14 protein-coding genes and 1 pseudogene are annotated in these 14,550 nt (G+C 65.2%); 8 read left to right on the top strand and 7 right to left on the bottom strand.

Annotated elements, in window-relative coordinates; all coding sequences use genetic code 11:
• Positions 1 to 661: 661 nt before the first annotated feature.
• Both P9217_RS01425 and dinB read left to right on the top strand, forming a co-directional pair.
• Complete coding sequence (locus tag P9217_RS01425) at positions 662 to 1,042, top strand: cupin domain-containing protein (RefSeq protein WP_095783402.1); 381 nt, start codon at positions 662 to 664, stop codon at positions 1,040 to 1,042.
• A 357-nt stretch (positions 1,043 to 1,399) separates the two neighbouring features.
• A complete protein-coding gene (dinB, locus tag P9217_RS01430; protein ID WP_278086801.1) occupies positions 1,400 to 2,662 on the top strand; it encodes a DNA polymerase IV in 1,263 nt (420 codons plus the stop codon).
• Positions 2,663 to 2,897: 235 nt separating this feature from the next.
• Here the strand turns inward: dinB and P9217_RS01435 are convergent, their stop codons facing one another.
• The 7 genes from P9217_RS01435 to P9217_RS01465 all read right to left on the bottom strand — a co-directional run bounded on the left by P9217_RS01435 (position 2,898) and on the right by P9217_RS01465 (position 9,345).
• Positions 2,898 to 3,782, bottom strand: a complete 885-nt coding sequence (locus P9217_RS01435; protein ID WP_278086800.1) for an aldose 1-epimerase — start codon at positions 3,780 to 3,782, stop codon at positions 2,898 to 2,900.
• Positions 3,769 to 4,524, bottom strand: a complete 756-nt coding sequence (locus P9217_RS01440) for an SDR family oxidoreductase (RefSeq protein ID WP_127323724.1) — start codon at positions 4,522 to 4,524, stop codon at positions 3,769 to 3,771. Before P9217_RS01440 ends, P9217_RS01435 begins: the two co-directional genes overlap by 14 nt.
• 11 nt (positions 4,525 to 4,535) lie before the next feature.
• A complete protein-coding gene (locus tag P9217_RS01445; protein ID WP_066993169.1) occupies positions 4,536 to 5,267 on the bottom strand; it encodes an ATP-binding cassette domain-containing protein in 732 nt (243 codons plus the stop codon).
• Positions 5,268 to 5,270: 3 nt separating this feature from the next.
• A complete protein-coding gene (locus P9217_RS01450) occupies positions 5,271 to 6,248 on the bottom strand; it encodes an ABC transporter permease (protein ID WP_066993166.1) in 978 nt (325 codons plus the stop codon).
• A 158-nt stretch (positions 6,249 to 6,406) separates the two neighbouring features.
• Entirely contained in the window at positions 6,407 to 7,384 is a 978-nt protein-coding gene (locus P9217_RS01455; RefSeq protein ID WP_127216354.1) for a sugar ABC transporter substrate-binding protein, read from the bottom strand.
• A 39-nt stretch (positions 7,385 to 7,423) separates the two neighbouring features.
• Positions 7,424 to 8,626, bottom strand: a complete 1,203-nt coding sequence (locus tag P9217_RS01460) for a mandelate racemase/muconate lactonizing enzyme family protein (RefSeq protein ID WP_127216355.1) — start codon at positions 8,624 to 8,626, stop codon at positions 7,424 to 7,426.
• Positions 8,626 to 9,345, bottom strand: a complete 720-nt coding sequence (locus P9217_RS01465) for a FadR/GntR family transcriptional regulator (RefSeq protein ID WP_278086799.1) — start codon at positions 9,343 to 9,345, stop codon at positions 8,626 to 8,628. The genes P9217_RS01460 and P9217_RS01465 overlap by 1 nt, the downstream gene beginning before the upstream one ends.
• 103 nt (positions 9,346 to 9,448) lie before the next feature.
• Between P9217_RS01465 and P9217_RS01470 the strand changes: the two genes are divergently transcribed.
• From P9217_RS01470 to P9217_RS01495, 6 genes and pseudogenes are all read left to right on the top strand, one after another.
• Complete coding sequence (locus P9217_RS01470; RefSeq protein WP_278086798.1) at positions 9,449 to 10,348, top strand: SMP-30/gluconolactonase/LRE family protein; 900 nt, start codon at positions 9,449 to 9,451, stop codon at positions 10,346 to 10,348.
• Positions 10,349 to 10,461: 113 nt separating this feature from the next.
• Positions 10,462 to 10,905: pseudogene (locus tag P9217_RS01475) on the top strand (SRPBCC family protein).
• A 169-nt stretch (positions 10,906 to 11,074) separates the two neighbouring features.
• On the top strand, positions 11,075 to 12,037 hold the full coding sequence (locus P9217_RS01480) for a patatin-like phospholipase family protein (protein WP_278086797.1): 963 nt from the start codon (positions 11,075 to 11,077) through the stop codon (positions 12,035 to 12,037).
• Positions 12,038 to 12,076: 39 nt separating this feature from the next.
• Positions 12,077 to 12,310, top strand: coding sequence for a hypothetical protein (locus P9217_RS01485; RefSeq protein ID WP_278086796.1), 234 nt, complete (start codon positions 12,077 to 12,079; stop codon positions 12,308 to 12,310).
• Between the two features lie 121 nt (positions 12,311 to 12,431).
• Entirely contained in the window at positions 12,432 to 13,136 is a 705-nt protein-coding gene (locus P9217_RS01490; RefSeq protein ID WP_095801571.1) for an SDR family oxidoreductase, read from the top strand.
• 296 nt (positions 13,137 to 13,432) lie between these two features.
• A complete protein-coding gene (locus P9217_RS01495) occupies positions 13,433 to 14,224 on the top strand; it encodes a pyrroline-5-carboxylate reductase dimerization domain-containing protein (protein WP_278086795.1) in 792 nt (263 codons plus the stop codon).
• Positions 14,225 to 14,550: the final 326 nt, after the last annotated feature.

Consider the following 14,550-nt stretch of genomic DNA (forward strand, 5'->3'; position numbering starts at 1 on the left):
TCTCGGGCCCTTTTTTCTCGGGCCCTTTTTGTCTCCGGCAGGTCCGCTCAGTCATCCAATTCCATCGGCCGATGGCCCGGCCTTTGATGCCAGACGACCTGGCGGAAGTCCGTCAGTTCGACGACTTGGTCGCAGGTCGGACAGATATAGTTGTCGCAGCACTGGCGAAGCGCCGGCGGAGTGCGGCGCACTGCCCCGACCGGCGGACGGGTTTCCGTTTTTCCTACCTGATGAAGCATCGATTCCTCCCAGTTTTTCTGATTTTTCGAGTATCGCCTTCCACCCGGCTTGGCCTCGCCTATGGCGGTTTCGATGGGCGCGGTGAGCGCGCGCCCGCGAGCGGAAATGAAAATGGACTATCGCGGACGGGGCCTGGCTTTGCCGCGGCACTATTGGCGAAATTCACTTGCCGAGGGTTCACAGGATTCTCCCCAAGGGCGAGAAACGGGGTGGCCCCTCAACCACCGTCGTGCCAGGCGCAAGGAACAGCAAAACACCGGCAGAGCGTGCTTGCAATAGGGCCTGCGCGGCAAAATCGATTTCGCGCCGCGCCCGGCAATTACATTAGCAATCATTCATTGAAAGGCGTATCAATCCAGCGGCGGTCGCCGACGATCGTGTGTCAGGTCCCGCTTGCAATCCTTGGAAATGGGAGGATGCCATGGCCGAAGCTGCAATGAAGGTCACCAAGCTCGAATCCAAGTCGCACAACAATCCCGACGAGGTTCGCTCGCCCGCCAAGACCCGCGTCGAAGTGGTGCGGCTGCCGGGCTACACGCTCGGGCGGCTCAATATGGAGCCGGGCTGGAAATGGTCCGAATGCGTGAAGCCGGTGGTCAAGACCGACAGCTGCCAGGTCTCGCATGTCGGCTATGTCGTGTCCGGAACGATCACCATACGCATGGACGACGGGACGCAGAAGACCTTCGAGGCCGGCACCTCCTATACGATCCCGCCCGGGCATGACGCCTGGGTGGAAGGCAATGAGCCATTCCAATGCATCGAGGTGCTCAGCGCCGAGCAATACGCCAAACCGGCCTAGCGGCGGCTGTCGGCGAAGGGACGGCCAGAAGAGGGGCGGTGCTCCGGCTCGGCCGCACTTCGTCATCCTGGTGTTCGCGCGTCGCTCGGCTCCTGACTTCGTCCTAGCATGACGCAGTTTTGGGCCGCGATCCTTCCCGCCCCTCCCTGGTCTCGCGGTCAACCCGTCAAAGGGGAGCACACCGGCGCAACCGGTCAAAGCCCTTGGTTGTGACGGGTTGCAGATGTTCTCATCCCCAGCTGGCCGGCTTGACAGGAAACTCCTTTTGTTCTCTTTATGTTCACACGCATTACCGCTTACAACAGTTGCTGCTAATGCTGCGATGCCGCAAAGCGGATGGATGGAGCCGGGAGCGCGATGGCCGCCACGAACGCCGCTTCGGCCGCTACGATCCTGCATGCCGATCTCGACGCCTTCTACGCCTCGGTCGAGCAACTGCTCGACCCGTCGCTGCGCGGCAAGCCGATCGCAGTCGGCGGCGGCGTAGTGCTTGCCGCTTCTTATGAGGCGAAGATTTTTGGCGTGCGCGGCGGCATGCCCGGCCGCAGGGCGCGCGAGCTCTGTCCGCAGCTCATCTTCGTCGGCGGCCGCTTCGGCGAATACCAGCGTCTCGGCGACGCCGCGATCAAGGTGCTCGACGATTTCACGCCGCTGGTCGAGCGCATCTCGATCGACGAGGCTTTCGCCGATGTCGCCGGCTGCACGCATCTGTTCGGACCGCCGGACGAAATCGCGCGAACCATCCGCCGCCGCGTGAAGAGCGAGCTCGGCCTGCCGATCTCGATCGGGGTGGCACGGACGAAGCATCTCGCCAAGATCGCCTCGCAGGTGGCCAAGCCCGACGGGCTGGTGGTGGTCGAGCCTGGCACCGAGCTTTCCTTCCTGCACGATTTGCCGGTGTCGCTGATGTGGGGCGTCGGTCCGGCAATCAAAGCCAGGCTCGCCGAGATCGGCGTCGAGACGATCGGGCAATTGGCGCGCACGCATAGCGGCGCGCTGGAGCGGCTGATCGGCCATGCCGCCGGCCAGAAGCTCGCGGCCCTTGCCTGGAACCGCGACCCGCGCCGGCTGGAGACGCATCGCCGCGCCCATTCCGCCGGCGCGCAGTCGGCGCTGGGCCGCAAACCGGCGCTGCCGCGCGTCTTCGTGCCGACGCTCCTACATCTTGCCGACCGCGTTGCCAGCCGCCTGCGCGCCAAGGACCGGCCCGGCCGCACGGTGACGGTGCGCGTGCGCTTTGCCGACATGCGCGCGGTCACGCGCTCGGTGACGCTGGAGCAGCCGATCCAGGCGACGACCATGCTCGCTGACGTCGCGGAAGAGCTGGTCAGAGGCGTGCTCGCCGCTCACCCGGGCGAACGGGAAATCTCGCTGCTGGCGATCTCGGTCTCGCATCTGGAAGAGCATGCCGAGCTGCAGCTCGAACTGCCGCTCGGCCTGGCGGACGAGAAGCTGAAGCCCGGCAGCCGCAAAGGCCTCGCCCGCTTCGGCGCCGACCGCGCCATAGACAAGATCCGCCAGCGCTTCGGCAAGCAGGCCGTCGGCTACGGCACCGTCGCGCTGCAAGCAGCGCGCTCGGTGCCGGATGAATTCAGGGAGCTGGCGGAGAAGGAGCTGTGAGGGAGGTGCTTCGGCATCTGCTCTGCGGCGCTGGAGATTGGCGAAAGCCGACGCGCCGTCCGATCTCCCCCTTGTGGGGAGATGTCGCCGAAGGCGGCAGAGGGCGTCGCCGCGCGTGAAGCGCCGGCGTCGTCGGCGACGAAGACCATGCTGGCGATCTATGTGAGACGACCCTCTCTGGCCTGCCGGCCGTCTCCCCCTCAAGGGTTGAGATCACGCGCTCGGTCGGCTGCCCTCAACCCGCCACAGCCCAGTCCAGCCGCATCGTCGCGCTCATCGAGTCCCCATCTTCAAGCACCGTCAGCCCTTCGCCGTGATGCGCATCGATCGGGTGCGAGACCGGCTCGAAGCAGAAGAAGCCGGCATCGGATGACGGCGAATAGAGGATATAGACGCCGAGCTCCGGCGAGGCGGTGAGCGTGATCCTGATCCCCTCCTCGAGCTGCGTGATCGAGGCGCGGCGATTCCAGCCGTCGAAGGCGTTGTTGACCCAGTCCCACGGCAGCGGGATGGAGCGCGAGAAATCCCAGGCCGGGCGCTCGCTCACCGGCACGACGCCGACCGGTAAATGGCGCTCGTCCTCCAGCCAGACGCGCCTGGCCTTGGCCCCGAGCAGGGTTGTGTCGCCGCGCGGGAACCAGGGATGGAAACCGAGGCCGTAAGGCAGGCGCATGCCGGCGCGGTTCTCCACCGTCAGCCGCGCCTGCAGCGCGCCGTCCCGCAGCGCATAGGTCACGGTAGCAGCATAGCGGTAAGGACCGATCGCGCCCTCGTCGAGCACCAGCTCCGCCTCGGTGTCCGTGCGGCGGGCAAGCCGCCACGGTTTCTGGAAACCGTCGCCGTGGATCGGAAAGGCTTCGCCCGGCACGTTCGGCGCGACGGCGTGGAAGCGGCCGTCGAAAGTGAAGCCGCCGCCGGAGATGCGGTTCGACCACGGCACCAGGAGCTGGCAGCCGGAGGTGCCGGCGCCGTCGCCCGGCTTCAGCAGCGGAACCGGCGCGCTGCCGATCACCAGCGCGTCATAGCGCGCGATCGCCGCGCCCTTCTCAGGCGCCAGGACCAGCCTCGCCTGCCCGTCGTTCAGCTCGACCGCGCCGGCCATATCCTCACCAGCCGCCATCGATGGCGATGTTCTGGCCGCTGATCATGTCGGAGGCGGGTGAGACGAGGAACAGCACGAGCTCGGCGATGTTCTCAGGCTCGATGCGCGTCTTGAGGCTTTGGTTCTCGAGGATCCAGTCATTGTACTGCTTCAACCGGTCGCCGAAGACGCGCGCCTCCGCCTCCGAGACCACCGCGCCCGGCGACACGGCGTTGACGCGGATGCCATGCGGCCCGAGCTCGCGCGCGAGCGACTTGGTGAGCCCGAGCATGGCGCCCTTCGAGGCGACATAGGGCACGTAGCCGTCCCAGCGGCCGTTGAGCGTGATCGAGCAGAAGTTGACGATCTTGCCGTAGCCCTTCGCCTTCATGCCCGGCGCGCAGGCCCGCGCCAGCGCAAAGGCGGCCGAGGAATTGACGCGGATCTGATCCTCATATTCGGCCAGCGAGAACTGCTCGAACGGCCGGTTGATGATCAGCGCCGCGTTGTTGATCAGGATATCGATCCCACCTTCCTTCGCCGCCAGCGCGGCAACGGCCGCTTCCGCATCGGCCAGCCGGTTGAGATCGCAGCCGACGAAGGCCATATCGCCCCTGGCCTGTCCGGCAAGTCTCGCCACCGTCTGCTCGCCCTCACTAATGTCGGGGCGGTCGAGCACCAGCACGCGCGCGCCGGCCCGCGCCAGCGTCACCGCCTGAGCCCGGCCAAGCGAGCCGAGGCCGCCCGTCAGCAACACTTTACGACCAGCGAGCGCCTTCATTGCCTAACCCCTCACAGGACAGAATGGACTTCGTCGATCGAAGTGTCGCCGATACGCTTGTCCAGCACGATCTCGCCGCGCGCCATCGCGACGATACGGTCGCAGCACTCGAAGACGTGGTGCATGTTGTGACTGATGAAGACGCCCGTCACTCCCTGTTCTTTCAGGCCGCGCACGAAGCCGATCACCTTGTTGGTCTCCTTGACCGAGAGGTGATTGGTCGGCTCGTCGAGGATCATTACCTTCGACTTGAAGTGCATGGCGCGCGCGATCGCGACGCCCTGGCGCTGGCCTCCGGAGAGCTCGCCGACGAGCGCGTCGGGGGAGCGCAGATGCAGGTCGACATTGGCGATGGCGCGCACGCTTTCCTCGGCCATCTTCTTCTGGTCGAGGATGCCGACGCCGAGGATCGAAAACCGGGTCGGCTCACGGCCGATGAACAGGTTGCGGGCGATCGACATGGTGGGGACCATGGAATTGTACTGGTAGATGGTCTCAATGCCGAGATCCATCGCGTCGCGCGGCGTCGCGATGCTGACCTCCCTGCCCTCGACCTTGATCTCGCCCTGGTCGGCGCGGTGGACGCCGGACAGGATGTTGATCAAGGTCGACTTGCCGGCGCCGTTGTCGCCGACCAGGCCGAGCGCCTCGCCGCGCTTGAAGTCGAGCGTGACGCCTTTGAGGGCATGCACGCCGGAATACCATTTGTGCAGATCGCGCACAGAGATGATGGCATCGCTCACGGCTCAGCCCTCCATCTTGATGGCCTTGGCGCGCTTGCGCATCCAGGCATTGGCGACGACGGCGAAGATGGTCAGGAAGCCGATGGCGAATTTGAACCAGTTGGCGTCGACATGGCTGAGCACAAGGCCGTTGTCGATGACCCGGATGAGCGTCGTGCCGATGATGCCGCCCATGACGGTGCCGATGCCGCCGGCGAGCGAGGCGCCGCCGATGACGGCGGATGCCACCGCCTGCAGCTCCATGCCCTCGCCGATCGAAGGCAGCGGCGACCCCAGCCGCAGCACCTGCAGCATGCCGGCGAAACCCGAGAGCACCGAGCACAGCATGAAGCAGACGATTTTGACCCTGGCGGTCGGGATGCCCATCGCGGCGGCGGCCGGCAGGAAGCCGCCGGTAGCCTTGATCCAGTTGCCGAAATTGGTGCGCGACAGCATCAGCGAGGTCAGCACCGCGACCGCGACGAACCACAGAAACGACATGCGGAACATGTTGCCCGGCCCGACGAAGGAAGTGAACAGCCAAGTCGGCAGGTCGGCGGGCAACAGCGGCGGAAAGCCGCCGGAAACGACAACGGTGAGCGATCGCGCCATGAACAGCATGCCGAGCGTGGTGATGAAGCTCGGGATGGCGAAGCGGATGGTGACGTAACCGTTGATGAAGCCGATGGCCGCCGAGACGAGCAGCCCGGCGAGCAGCGCCAGCGGGAACGGCCAGCCCTGCACCATCAGCACCGCCATCGTCATCGGCATCAGCGCGAAGACCGAACCGACCGACAGGTCGAACTCGCCGCTGATCATCAGGATGGTAACGCCGATGGCGACGAGGCCAGCCTCCGGCAGGATGCCGAGAATGCCGCGCAGATTGTCCTGGTTCAGGAACACGCCGTGGGAGCGGACCTGGAACAGGACGATGAGCAGCACCAGGAGGATCAGCCCGGCCAGTTCCGGCTTCTCGAGATAGGTCTTGAACAGGCGCTTCAATGAAAGGCTCCGGTGCGGTGATTGTGAAAGGTACTGTGGCGCCGCGTTCCTTCACACCCCCCTTTGTCCTGCCGGACGGTCCGGCAGGACAGAGGGGGGTGATGTCCCGCCAGCATTTCGGTGACGGGCGTCTCGGCCAATCTCAAAGGCATGCGACCTCAGCGCATGCCCTGCGCGGACAGCGCCATGATCGCATCGGCGTCCTTCTGGCGCACGATGCCCTGCCCCGTGTCGATGTCGGAAGGCGCAAGACCGAGCTTCTTGTTGAGATAGACTTCCATCACCGGCATGAAGCCCTGCATGTAGGGCTGCTGGTCGACCAGCGCCTGGACATAGCCCTTCTGCATCTGCTGCAGCACTTCCGGCACGAGATCGAAGCCGCCGAGCAGGACCTTGCCGGGCGCGACCCCGCGATCGGCCAGCACGCGCGCCACGCCGGCGCACCAGAAGCCGGTGTCGAAATAGGCCGTAGTGTCGGGATGCGCGTTGAGATAGGCGCCGACGCGGTCGGAAGTGATGGCGAGGTCGGTGCCGCTGTCGATGCGCTCCCACGAAACGTCGCGGTCCTTATGAGCGGCCTTGTACTCCTCGAGAAACTGCATGACGCCGGCGCCGCGGGTTTCGGACCAGTTCTGGCCTGGCGCCGAGATACCGACCAGCACCTTGATCGGACCATCCTTCGGGAAGCTCTCGGAAATCGCCTTGGCGAGCGAGTAGCCGGCTGGCTTGAAGCCCTGGCCGATGAAGGCCTGGCGCGCATTGCCCTTGGCGCCTTCGGTGTCGTCGACATTGACGGCGATCACCACCACGCCGGCGTCGCGGGCCTCCTTGATGACATCGTCGAAGGCATGGTCGTCGACGATGGAGGTGAGCAGCGCGTCGGGCTTGGCGGCAAGGGCCGCGCGCATGTTCGCGACCTGCTGCTCGATCGATCCCTCGGTCTGGGTGAAGACCATGTTGCAGTTGGCCTCGACCTTGGCGCAGCCATCGTCGAAACCTTTCTTCACCGCCTGCCAGAATGTGTTCGAGGCCGACGAATGATGGGTAAAGACGATGTTGAGCCCGTCGGCTTTGGCGGCCGATTGCCCGCCGATAAGGGCGGCGCCGAGCAGAAGTATTGCTGTCAGTTTTCTCATGTTTGTTCCTCCCTATGGATCCTAGATGTGCGTCTTGGGCTAAATGTCCGTCTGGCTGCTGACGCGGCGGTGGACGGTGTAGGCCTTGCCAAGATCGGGACTGAGCGCCAGCCCGAGCCCAGGCCCCGGCGGCACGGTGATCATGCCGTCTTTCACCTCGGGCAGCGCCGTCACCAAGTCGCGGTACCAGGTGCGGTAGAAGGCGCGCACGCTTTCCTGGACGAGCGCGTTGGGCGCGTTGAGCGACAAATGGGTGGACGCTGCGAGCACGACCGGACCGGTGCAGTCGTGCGGCGCCACCGGCAGCCGCCAAGCCTCGGCCATCGAAGCGATCTTGCGCGCCTCCGACAGGCCGCCGCACCAGGAGATGTCGAGCATGACGATCCCGGCCGCTCCAGTCTCCAGAAGGTCGCGGAAAGCCCAGCGGCTGCCCAGCGTCTCGGAGGCCGAGATCGGCGCCGGACTGGCGGCGGCGTAACGCCTCAAATCGCCGAGGCTGTCCATGCGGATCGGGTCCTCGTGCCAATAGGTGGCGTAGGGCCTGAGCGCCTCGGCGATCCTCATCGCCGGCAAGAGTTGCCACATCGAATGGAACTCGACCATGATGTCGATCCTGTCGCCGACGGCTTTGCGAATCTTTTCAAAAGGCTCGAGCGCCGCCTTCAAGTCGGCTGCCGAGATGTCGTTGCCGCGCGTCTTCTCCGCCGCGTGGTCGAACGGCCAGATCTTCATTGCGGTGATGCCGTCGGAGAGCAATTCCTCGGCCAGCTCGCCGGCGCGGGTGAGGAAAGCGTTGAGATCGTCGTAATCGCGCCCGGCGCCGATGCCGTAATTGGCCGTCGTCTGGCCCTTGGCGTCCTTGATATACTCGGTGCCGGCGCAGGTGTTGTAAGTGCGGATCGAGCGACGGCTGAAACCGCCGAGCAGCTGCGCGACCGGCTGGCCGGTGGCCTTGCCGAAAATGTCCCACAGCGCGATGTCGAAGGCGGAGTTGCCGCGCACCTCGGCGCCGCTGGAGCGGAAACCGAGATAGCCGACGAGATCGGCGGCCAAAAGATCGATCTCCAGCGGATCGCGGCCGATCACCCTGGGCGCCACATATTCGTGCAGATATTCCTCGACGGTGCGCGATAGATAAAACGTCTCGCCGAGCCCGGTGATGCCCTCGTCGGTATGAACCTCGACCCAGAGCAGGTTGGGCCGTTCCTCGATGCGGACGGTCTCGATGGCGCGGATCTTCATCAGGCTATCCCCGCGTCGATGAGCGCCTTGACGCTCTTGTCGAAATGCTCGGCCATATGCTCGGCCGCAAGCCGCGGATCGCCCTTGAGGATGGCGTCGGCGATGTCCTCATGGCCCTTGATCATCTTGAGCTGGTCCTCGTCGGAGGAACGGGTTCGCCAGCCAATGACCCAGGTGCGGCGCGTCACGCCGCTGAAGGCGGTGACGATCAGCGAAAAGACCGGATTGTGCGAGGCCGCCGCGATCGCCTCGTGGAAGGCGATGTCATGCTCCATGACGGTCTCGGGGCTCTTGCAACTCTCGCGCATCAGCCGGGCCGACTGGGCGATCGCCGCGGCTTCCGCGTTGGTGCGGCGCAGCGCGGCCAGCGCCACGGTGCGCATCTCGATGGTGCGCCTGACGTCATAGACCTGCTGCACGCTGATCTGCTGGGTGGTGATGCCATGCTCGATCACCATCGACATGGCGCCGGTGTCGAGCTTGGCGACGGTGGCGCGGCGCCCGGCGCTCATGTCGATCAGCCGCATCGCCGACAGCGAGCGGAAGGCCTCGCGCACGACCGTTCGGGAAACGTTGAGCTGGCGCGTCATGGCGGCTTCGCTGGGCAGCGGATCGCCGGGCGCCAGGCCCTCCGAGCGGATGTGCTGGGTTATCGCCTGGATCGCGGTGCTGACCAGGCCAGGACTCTGTTCATCCGGTGGGTCCGTCTGCTCCTGCATACGTTTCCTCAACACCTGTATGACAGGTTGATGTTGAATTGCTAATAGTTCAGCTTAAAGATATATGTCAAGCTGATTGTGAACCCCTGCCCCGAGGCGCCCGATGCACGAGAAGCAAGCCGGCCTGATCTTCGATGCGCGCGACGTGGTCGGCGAAAGCCTGGTGTGGGACGAGCGCCGCGAAAGGCTGGTTTGGGTCGACATCATCGGCCGCAGGATCCATCGGCTGGATCCGCTGAGCGGCGCGCATGAAAGCTGGCAGACGCCCGATCTCGTGACCTCGGTCGGCCTGCGCAATGACGGCGGCGCGATCGTCGGGTTGCGCAAGGAGATCGCGCTATGGGACTTCTACGGGCCGTTCCGGACGCTCGCGACGATCGAGGACGACAGGCCGGGAACGCGGCTCAACGAGGGCGTGGTGGCGCCGGACGGTTCGTTCTGGGTTGGAACGATGGCCAACAACATCGGCCCGGACGACGCGCCGGTGCCCATCGCCAGCGATGAAGGTCGGCTCTACCGGGTCGGCCCGGACGGCAAAGCGACGCCGCTCAGCGAAGACCGGTTCGGCATCACCAACACGATGGTGTGGCTGCCCGACGGACGCTTCGTCACCGCCGACACGACGAAGAATGCGCTCTACAGCTATGACTGGGACAAGAAGGCGGGACGGCTCGGCCGGGCGCTCCCCTTCTTCACCGGCTTCGAGCGCGGCCTGCCGGACGGCTCCTGCCTTGACGCAGAGGGCTATATCTGGAACTGCCGGGTGGTTGGCGGAAGCTGCCTCGCCCGCATCGCGCCCGACGGCAGGCTGGACCGGATCGCCGAATTGCCTTGCAGCTGGCCGACGAGCTGCGCCTTCGGCGGCCCCGGCCTCGACACGCTGTTCGTCACCTCGGCGCGCTTCACGATGAGCGCCGAGCATCTCGACGCCAGCCCCTTCGAAGGCGGCCTGTTCGCGCTCAGGCCCGGCGTCGACGGTGCGCCGGGCAACCGGTTCGGATAATCTCCCCATCGAGAGATCGGCAGCAGCGATCAAAAAACTTCACCATCGATGTCGGACTGGCCAATCACCGTTCGTCATAGGAGCATAGACCGGCAATCAACAGGAGAAACGAAATGCCCAGCACTGTCCGCCTGCACCGCGTGCTTTCCACCAAACCTGAAAAAGTCTATCGCGCTTTCATCGAGGCGGACGCGCTGGCGAAATAGCTGCCGCCGAACGGCTTCACCTGCACGGTGCATCACTTGGATGCAAAGGCCGGCGGCAACTTCAAAATGTCGTTCCGCAACTTCACCACGGGCGAAAGCCATGCTTTCGGCGGCGACTATGTCGAGCTCGTTCCGGGTGAGCTCGTGCGCTACACCGACAAGTTCGACGATCCTAACCTGCCCGGCGAGATGCAGGTGACGGTGACGTTGAAGAAAGTCTCGGTCGGCACGGAGATGGAGATCACCCAGGCCGGCATTCCGGACGCCATCCCCGCCGAGGCCTGCTATCTCGGCTGGCAGGAGTCGCTCAAGAACCTGGCAAGGCTCGTCGAGCCCGAGATCAATCAGTAAAGATCGATCGCAAGGTCTATGCGGCCGGCCGCGACGAAGCGGCCGGCAAGCGGCCCCGCTTTCCACTCCGCGACGTTACGCGTTTCCCCCGCTTGCCAGAATGGCTGCGCTGGGCTGGATTGAGCAAAGCCGAGCTCGAATGCCGAACAGACAGGCAGGAGGGGGCGCGATGGAGCCGATTCCAGCCGGATCGTCACCGGCTGACGACAAGGTCGAGCATTACGAGCTCGGCCTCTGCCTGTCGGGCGGCGGCTATCGCGCCATGCTGTTCCATGCCGGCGTGCTCTGCCGGCTGAACGAGGCCGGCCTGCTTCAGAAAATCGACATGGTCAGTTCGGTCTCGGGCGGCTCGATTGCCGCCGGGCTGCTTGCGGTTCTCTGGCCGCGCCTCAGCTTTGCCGACGGCGTTGCCACGAATTTCCGCGAGCTTTACGTCGAAAAAATCCTCGCTTTCTCGCAGGTCTTCCTTGACGCGCCGTCGATCCTCAAGGGCGTGTTCAACCCGTTTTCGAGCGCGGCGCGCGAAGTCGCCACCTGCTACGAGCGCCATCTGTTCGACGGCAAGGTGCCGACGCTGAAGAGCCTGACCCGGCGTCCGTGGTTCGTGTTCTGCTCGAGCAATCTCAGCACCGGCTCGCTGTTTCGCATGTCCAACCGCTACATTGCCGATTACCGGATCGGCATGGCCAAGCATGCGGACCTGCCGGTCGCGACCGCGGTCGCGGCGTCGTCCGCCTTCCCGCCGTTTCTGTCGCCGCTCAGGCTCGACCTCACTCAGTTCGCGTGGGAGAACGACAAGCTCGACGCGAGCGTCGGCCCGCCGGTCCCGGCCGGCCGCGCCGTGCTCACCGATGGCGGCGTCTATGACAATCACGGCATCGAGCCGGCGCTGAAGCGCTGCCGCTGGCTGTTGGTCAGCGACGCCGGCGCGCCCTGGCGAGCGTCCGGCTCCGGCTACTGGAACTGGTTCTCGCAGTTGAAGCGCGTGCTCGACACCACCGACAACCAGGTGCGCTCGCTCCGGCGGCGCGACCTCATCGCCCGCTTCCAGGCGGCGAAGGATGCCGACGACCAGGGCCTGCCCAATGACGCGACCCGGCCCGATTATGCCGCCACCCGCGGCGTCTACTGATCGATCGCCAGCAAGCCTGACGCCGCCGAGCCGAGCTTCGTGCAAAGCGCGGCAATCGCGCCTGCCGATATCGGCACGTCGCTTCATTTCCTGGGAAGCGAGGAGACGATCGATCTCGTCAATTGGGGCTATTGCGCCAGCGACCAGGCGCTGCGGAGCTGGTACCGGCCGGCGGTGCCGGCTGGAAAGGGCGTACCACTGAAGGCGGGCGACGTGAAGCCCGGACGCTGTGCGGTGGTGTCAAAGGCGCTGATGAGCGGTTTCAAGGTGTGAGCATGGCGTTCGGACTCCGCGTCTGCTTTCGCCAATCGCCATCGTGGCGCAATCCAAACCGGTTCGTGCCCTGCACCGCCGCGTGCTAACAGAGGCGCTTTCAACAAGGATGGACAGCGACATGGCAGGAGAAAAAGTAGCTCTGGTGACGGCGGGGGGCAGCGGCATGGGCGCGGCGGCGGCGAAGCGGCTGGCCGCCGACGGGTTCAAGGTCGGCGTGCTCTCCTCCTCCGGTAAGGGCGAGGCGCTGGGCAACGAACTCGGCGGTTTCGGCGTCACCGGCTCCAACCAGTCGAACGAGGATCTGAAGCGGCTGACCGACGGCGCGCTGGAACGCTGGGGCCGCATCGACGTGCTGGTCAACAGCGCCGGCCACGGGCCGCGCGCGCAGATCATCGAGATCAGCGACGAGGACTGGCACAAGGGCATCGACACCTATTTCCTCAACGTCGTGCGACCGACCCGGTTGGTGACGCCGGTGATGCAGAAGCAGAAGGCGGGCGTCATCATCAACATCTCGACCGCCTGGGCGTTCGAGCCGAGCGTCGCCTTCCCGACCTCGGCGGTGGCGCGCGCCGGGCTCGCCGCCTTCACCAAGATCTTTGCCGACACCTATGCGGCCGATAACATCCGCATCAACAACGTGCTGCCGGGCTGGATCGACAGCCTGCCCAGCGTAGAGGAACGCCGCCAAAGCGTGCCGATGAAGCGCTACGGCACATCCGAGGAAGTGGCGGCAACGATCTCCTTCCTCGCTTCCGACGGCGCGGCCTATATCACCGGCGAGAACATCCGCGTCGATGGTGGATTGATGCGGGGGTACTGAGGCTCGTTTTCGGCAGGCGGGTCGTTTCGCCGGCAATGCGTGGCCGGCGAACGCCCTCCGATGGCAGGAGGGAGCCGGCGCAAAGGTTTCGTATCCACTGCTCTCCCGGCCCTTGCTCCGGAACGCTGCGCGCCTGCTCGGTTGGCTCTCGACCGTTGCGATGGCGTTGTCGGCGTTCGGTCTTGCGGCAGGCTGGTTTTTCCAGCCCGGTCGATAGCGGACTGACGCGGCTGCGGCTTGACCGCTGGACAGCGGCCGCCGCCTCCCGCACCCTTAAGACTGCAAGGGAGACAAGGATGAGCGCTTCACTCAGGCTGGGCATTGTCGGCGGCGCTGGCTGGCTGGGCGGCGCCATCGCGGGTGCCGCGCTTTCGGCCGGCGTCGCGCGGGCGGAGAACCTTGCCCTCTCCTATCGCAGCACCAAGCCGGATCGCTTTCCAGGCGTCTTTTGGACCGACGACAACCAGGCGCTCGCCGACCGCTCGGACGTCATCATGCTTTCCGTGCGGCCGCAGGACTGGCCGTCGCTCGAGCTGGATGCCAAGGGCAAGCTGGTGATTTCGGTTATGGCCGGCATCCGGATGGCCGAGATCGGCGAGAAGCACGGCACCGGCCGCGTGGTGCGCACGCTGCCCAACGCGGCTGCCGAGGTCGGCAAATCGTACACGCCGTGGATCGCGAGCGGCGACGCCACCGAATTGGACCGCGCGACCGTGCGCGCGATCTTCGGAGCCTGCGGCGTTGAGGATGAGGTCGGCAGCGAGCGCGACATCGACTATCTCACCGGGCTGACGGGCTCGGGGCCCGCCTTCCCTGCCCTGCTCGCCGAAGCGATGATGCGCGACGCCGTGGCCTTCGGCCTCAAGCCGGAGGTCGCGCACCGCGCGGTCAACACCGTGCTCACCGGAACCGGCCGGCTGCTGGAGCTCAACGACGCTTCACCGGCCGATACGGTCGAGGCCTTTCTCGGCTATCGCGGCACGACAGCGGCCGCGATCGAGACGATGCGCGAAGCGGGCTTCGACCAGGCCGTTGCCAAGGGACTGGCGGCCGCGTTCCTCAAGTCGATCACGATGGGCAAGGCGTGAGCCGACGACGCCGCCCTTTGAGCGCGGAATGCATCAGGCGAGCATCCGCCGGATCGGGCCCCGCCGCTCAGGTGAGTCGTGCCGCCTACGCGAACTCCTCGCGCCGCGATGCTTAATTTTTGATAAAAGAAATTAGTAATATTGTGTAAAACTGAGTGAGCCCTCGCGTGCAAATTGTATTAGGGCGTTCTCACTCTCTTTTCTTGCGAATAATTGATCGCTGAACGGCAAATTTTCTCTGTACTATTACACAATTCCTTGGAACGATACCCGGAATTACAAGTTGACCCGCTAGCGATCGGTTGAGTTCGCATGCCGATTCAAGC

The sequence above is a fragment of the Mesorhizobium sp. WSM4989 genome (genome assembly GCF_029625795.1).
Classification (GTDB): domain Bacteria; phylum Pseudomonadota; class Alphaproteobacteria; order Rhizobiales; family Rhizobiaceae; genus Mesorhizobium.

Excerpts from the sequence above, each read along its gene's own strand:
- P9217_RS01490 (WP_095801571.1), top strand. The coding sequence starts at position 12,432 with ATGGCAGGAGAAAAAGTAGCTCTGGTGACGGCGGGGGGCAGCGGCATG.
- P9217_RS01470 (WP_278086798.1), top strand. The coding sequence starts at position 9,449 with ATGCACGAGAAGCAAGCCGGCCTGATCTTCGATGCGCGCGACGTGGTC.
- P9217_RS01440 (WP_127323724.1), bottom strand. The coding sequence starts at position 4,524 with ATGAAGGCGCTCGCTGGTCGTAAAGTGTTGCTGACGGGCGGCCTCGGC.
- P9217_RS01495 (WP_278086795.1), top strand. The coding sequence starts at position 13,433 with ATGAGCGCTTCACTCAGGCTGGGCATTGTCGGCGGCGCTGGCTGGCTG.
- P9217_RS01465 (WP_278086799.1), bottom strand. The coding sequence starts at position 9,345 with ATGCAGGAGCAGACGGACCCACCGGATGAACAGAGTCCTGGCCTGGTC.
- P9217_RS01455 (WP_127216354.1), bottom strand. The coding sequence starts at position 7,384 with ATGAGAAAACTGACAGCAATACTTCTGCTCGGCGCCGCCCTTATCGGC.
- P9217_RS01425 (WP_095783402.1), top strand. The coding sequence starts at position 662 with ATGGCCGAAGCTGCAATGAAGGTCACCAAGCTCGAATCCAAGTCGCAC.
- P9217_RS01460 (WP_127216355.1), bottom strand. The coding sequence starts at position 8,626 with ATGAAGATCCGCGCCATCGAGACCGTCCGCATCGAGGAACGGCCCAAC.
- dinB (WP_278086801.1), top strand. The coding sequence starts at position 1,400 with ATGGCCGCCACGAACGCCGCTTCGGCCGCTACGATCCTGCATGCCGAT.
- P9217_RS01480 (WP_278086797.1), top strand. The coding sequence starts at position 11,075 with ATGGAGCCGATTCCAGCCGGATCGTCACCGGCTGACGACAAGGTCGAG.
- P9217_RS01435 (WP_278086800.1), bottom strand. The coding sequence starts at position 3,782 with ATGGCGGCTGGTGAGGATATGGCCGGCGCGGTCGAGCTGAACGACGGG.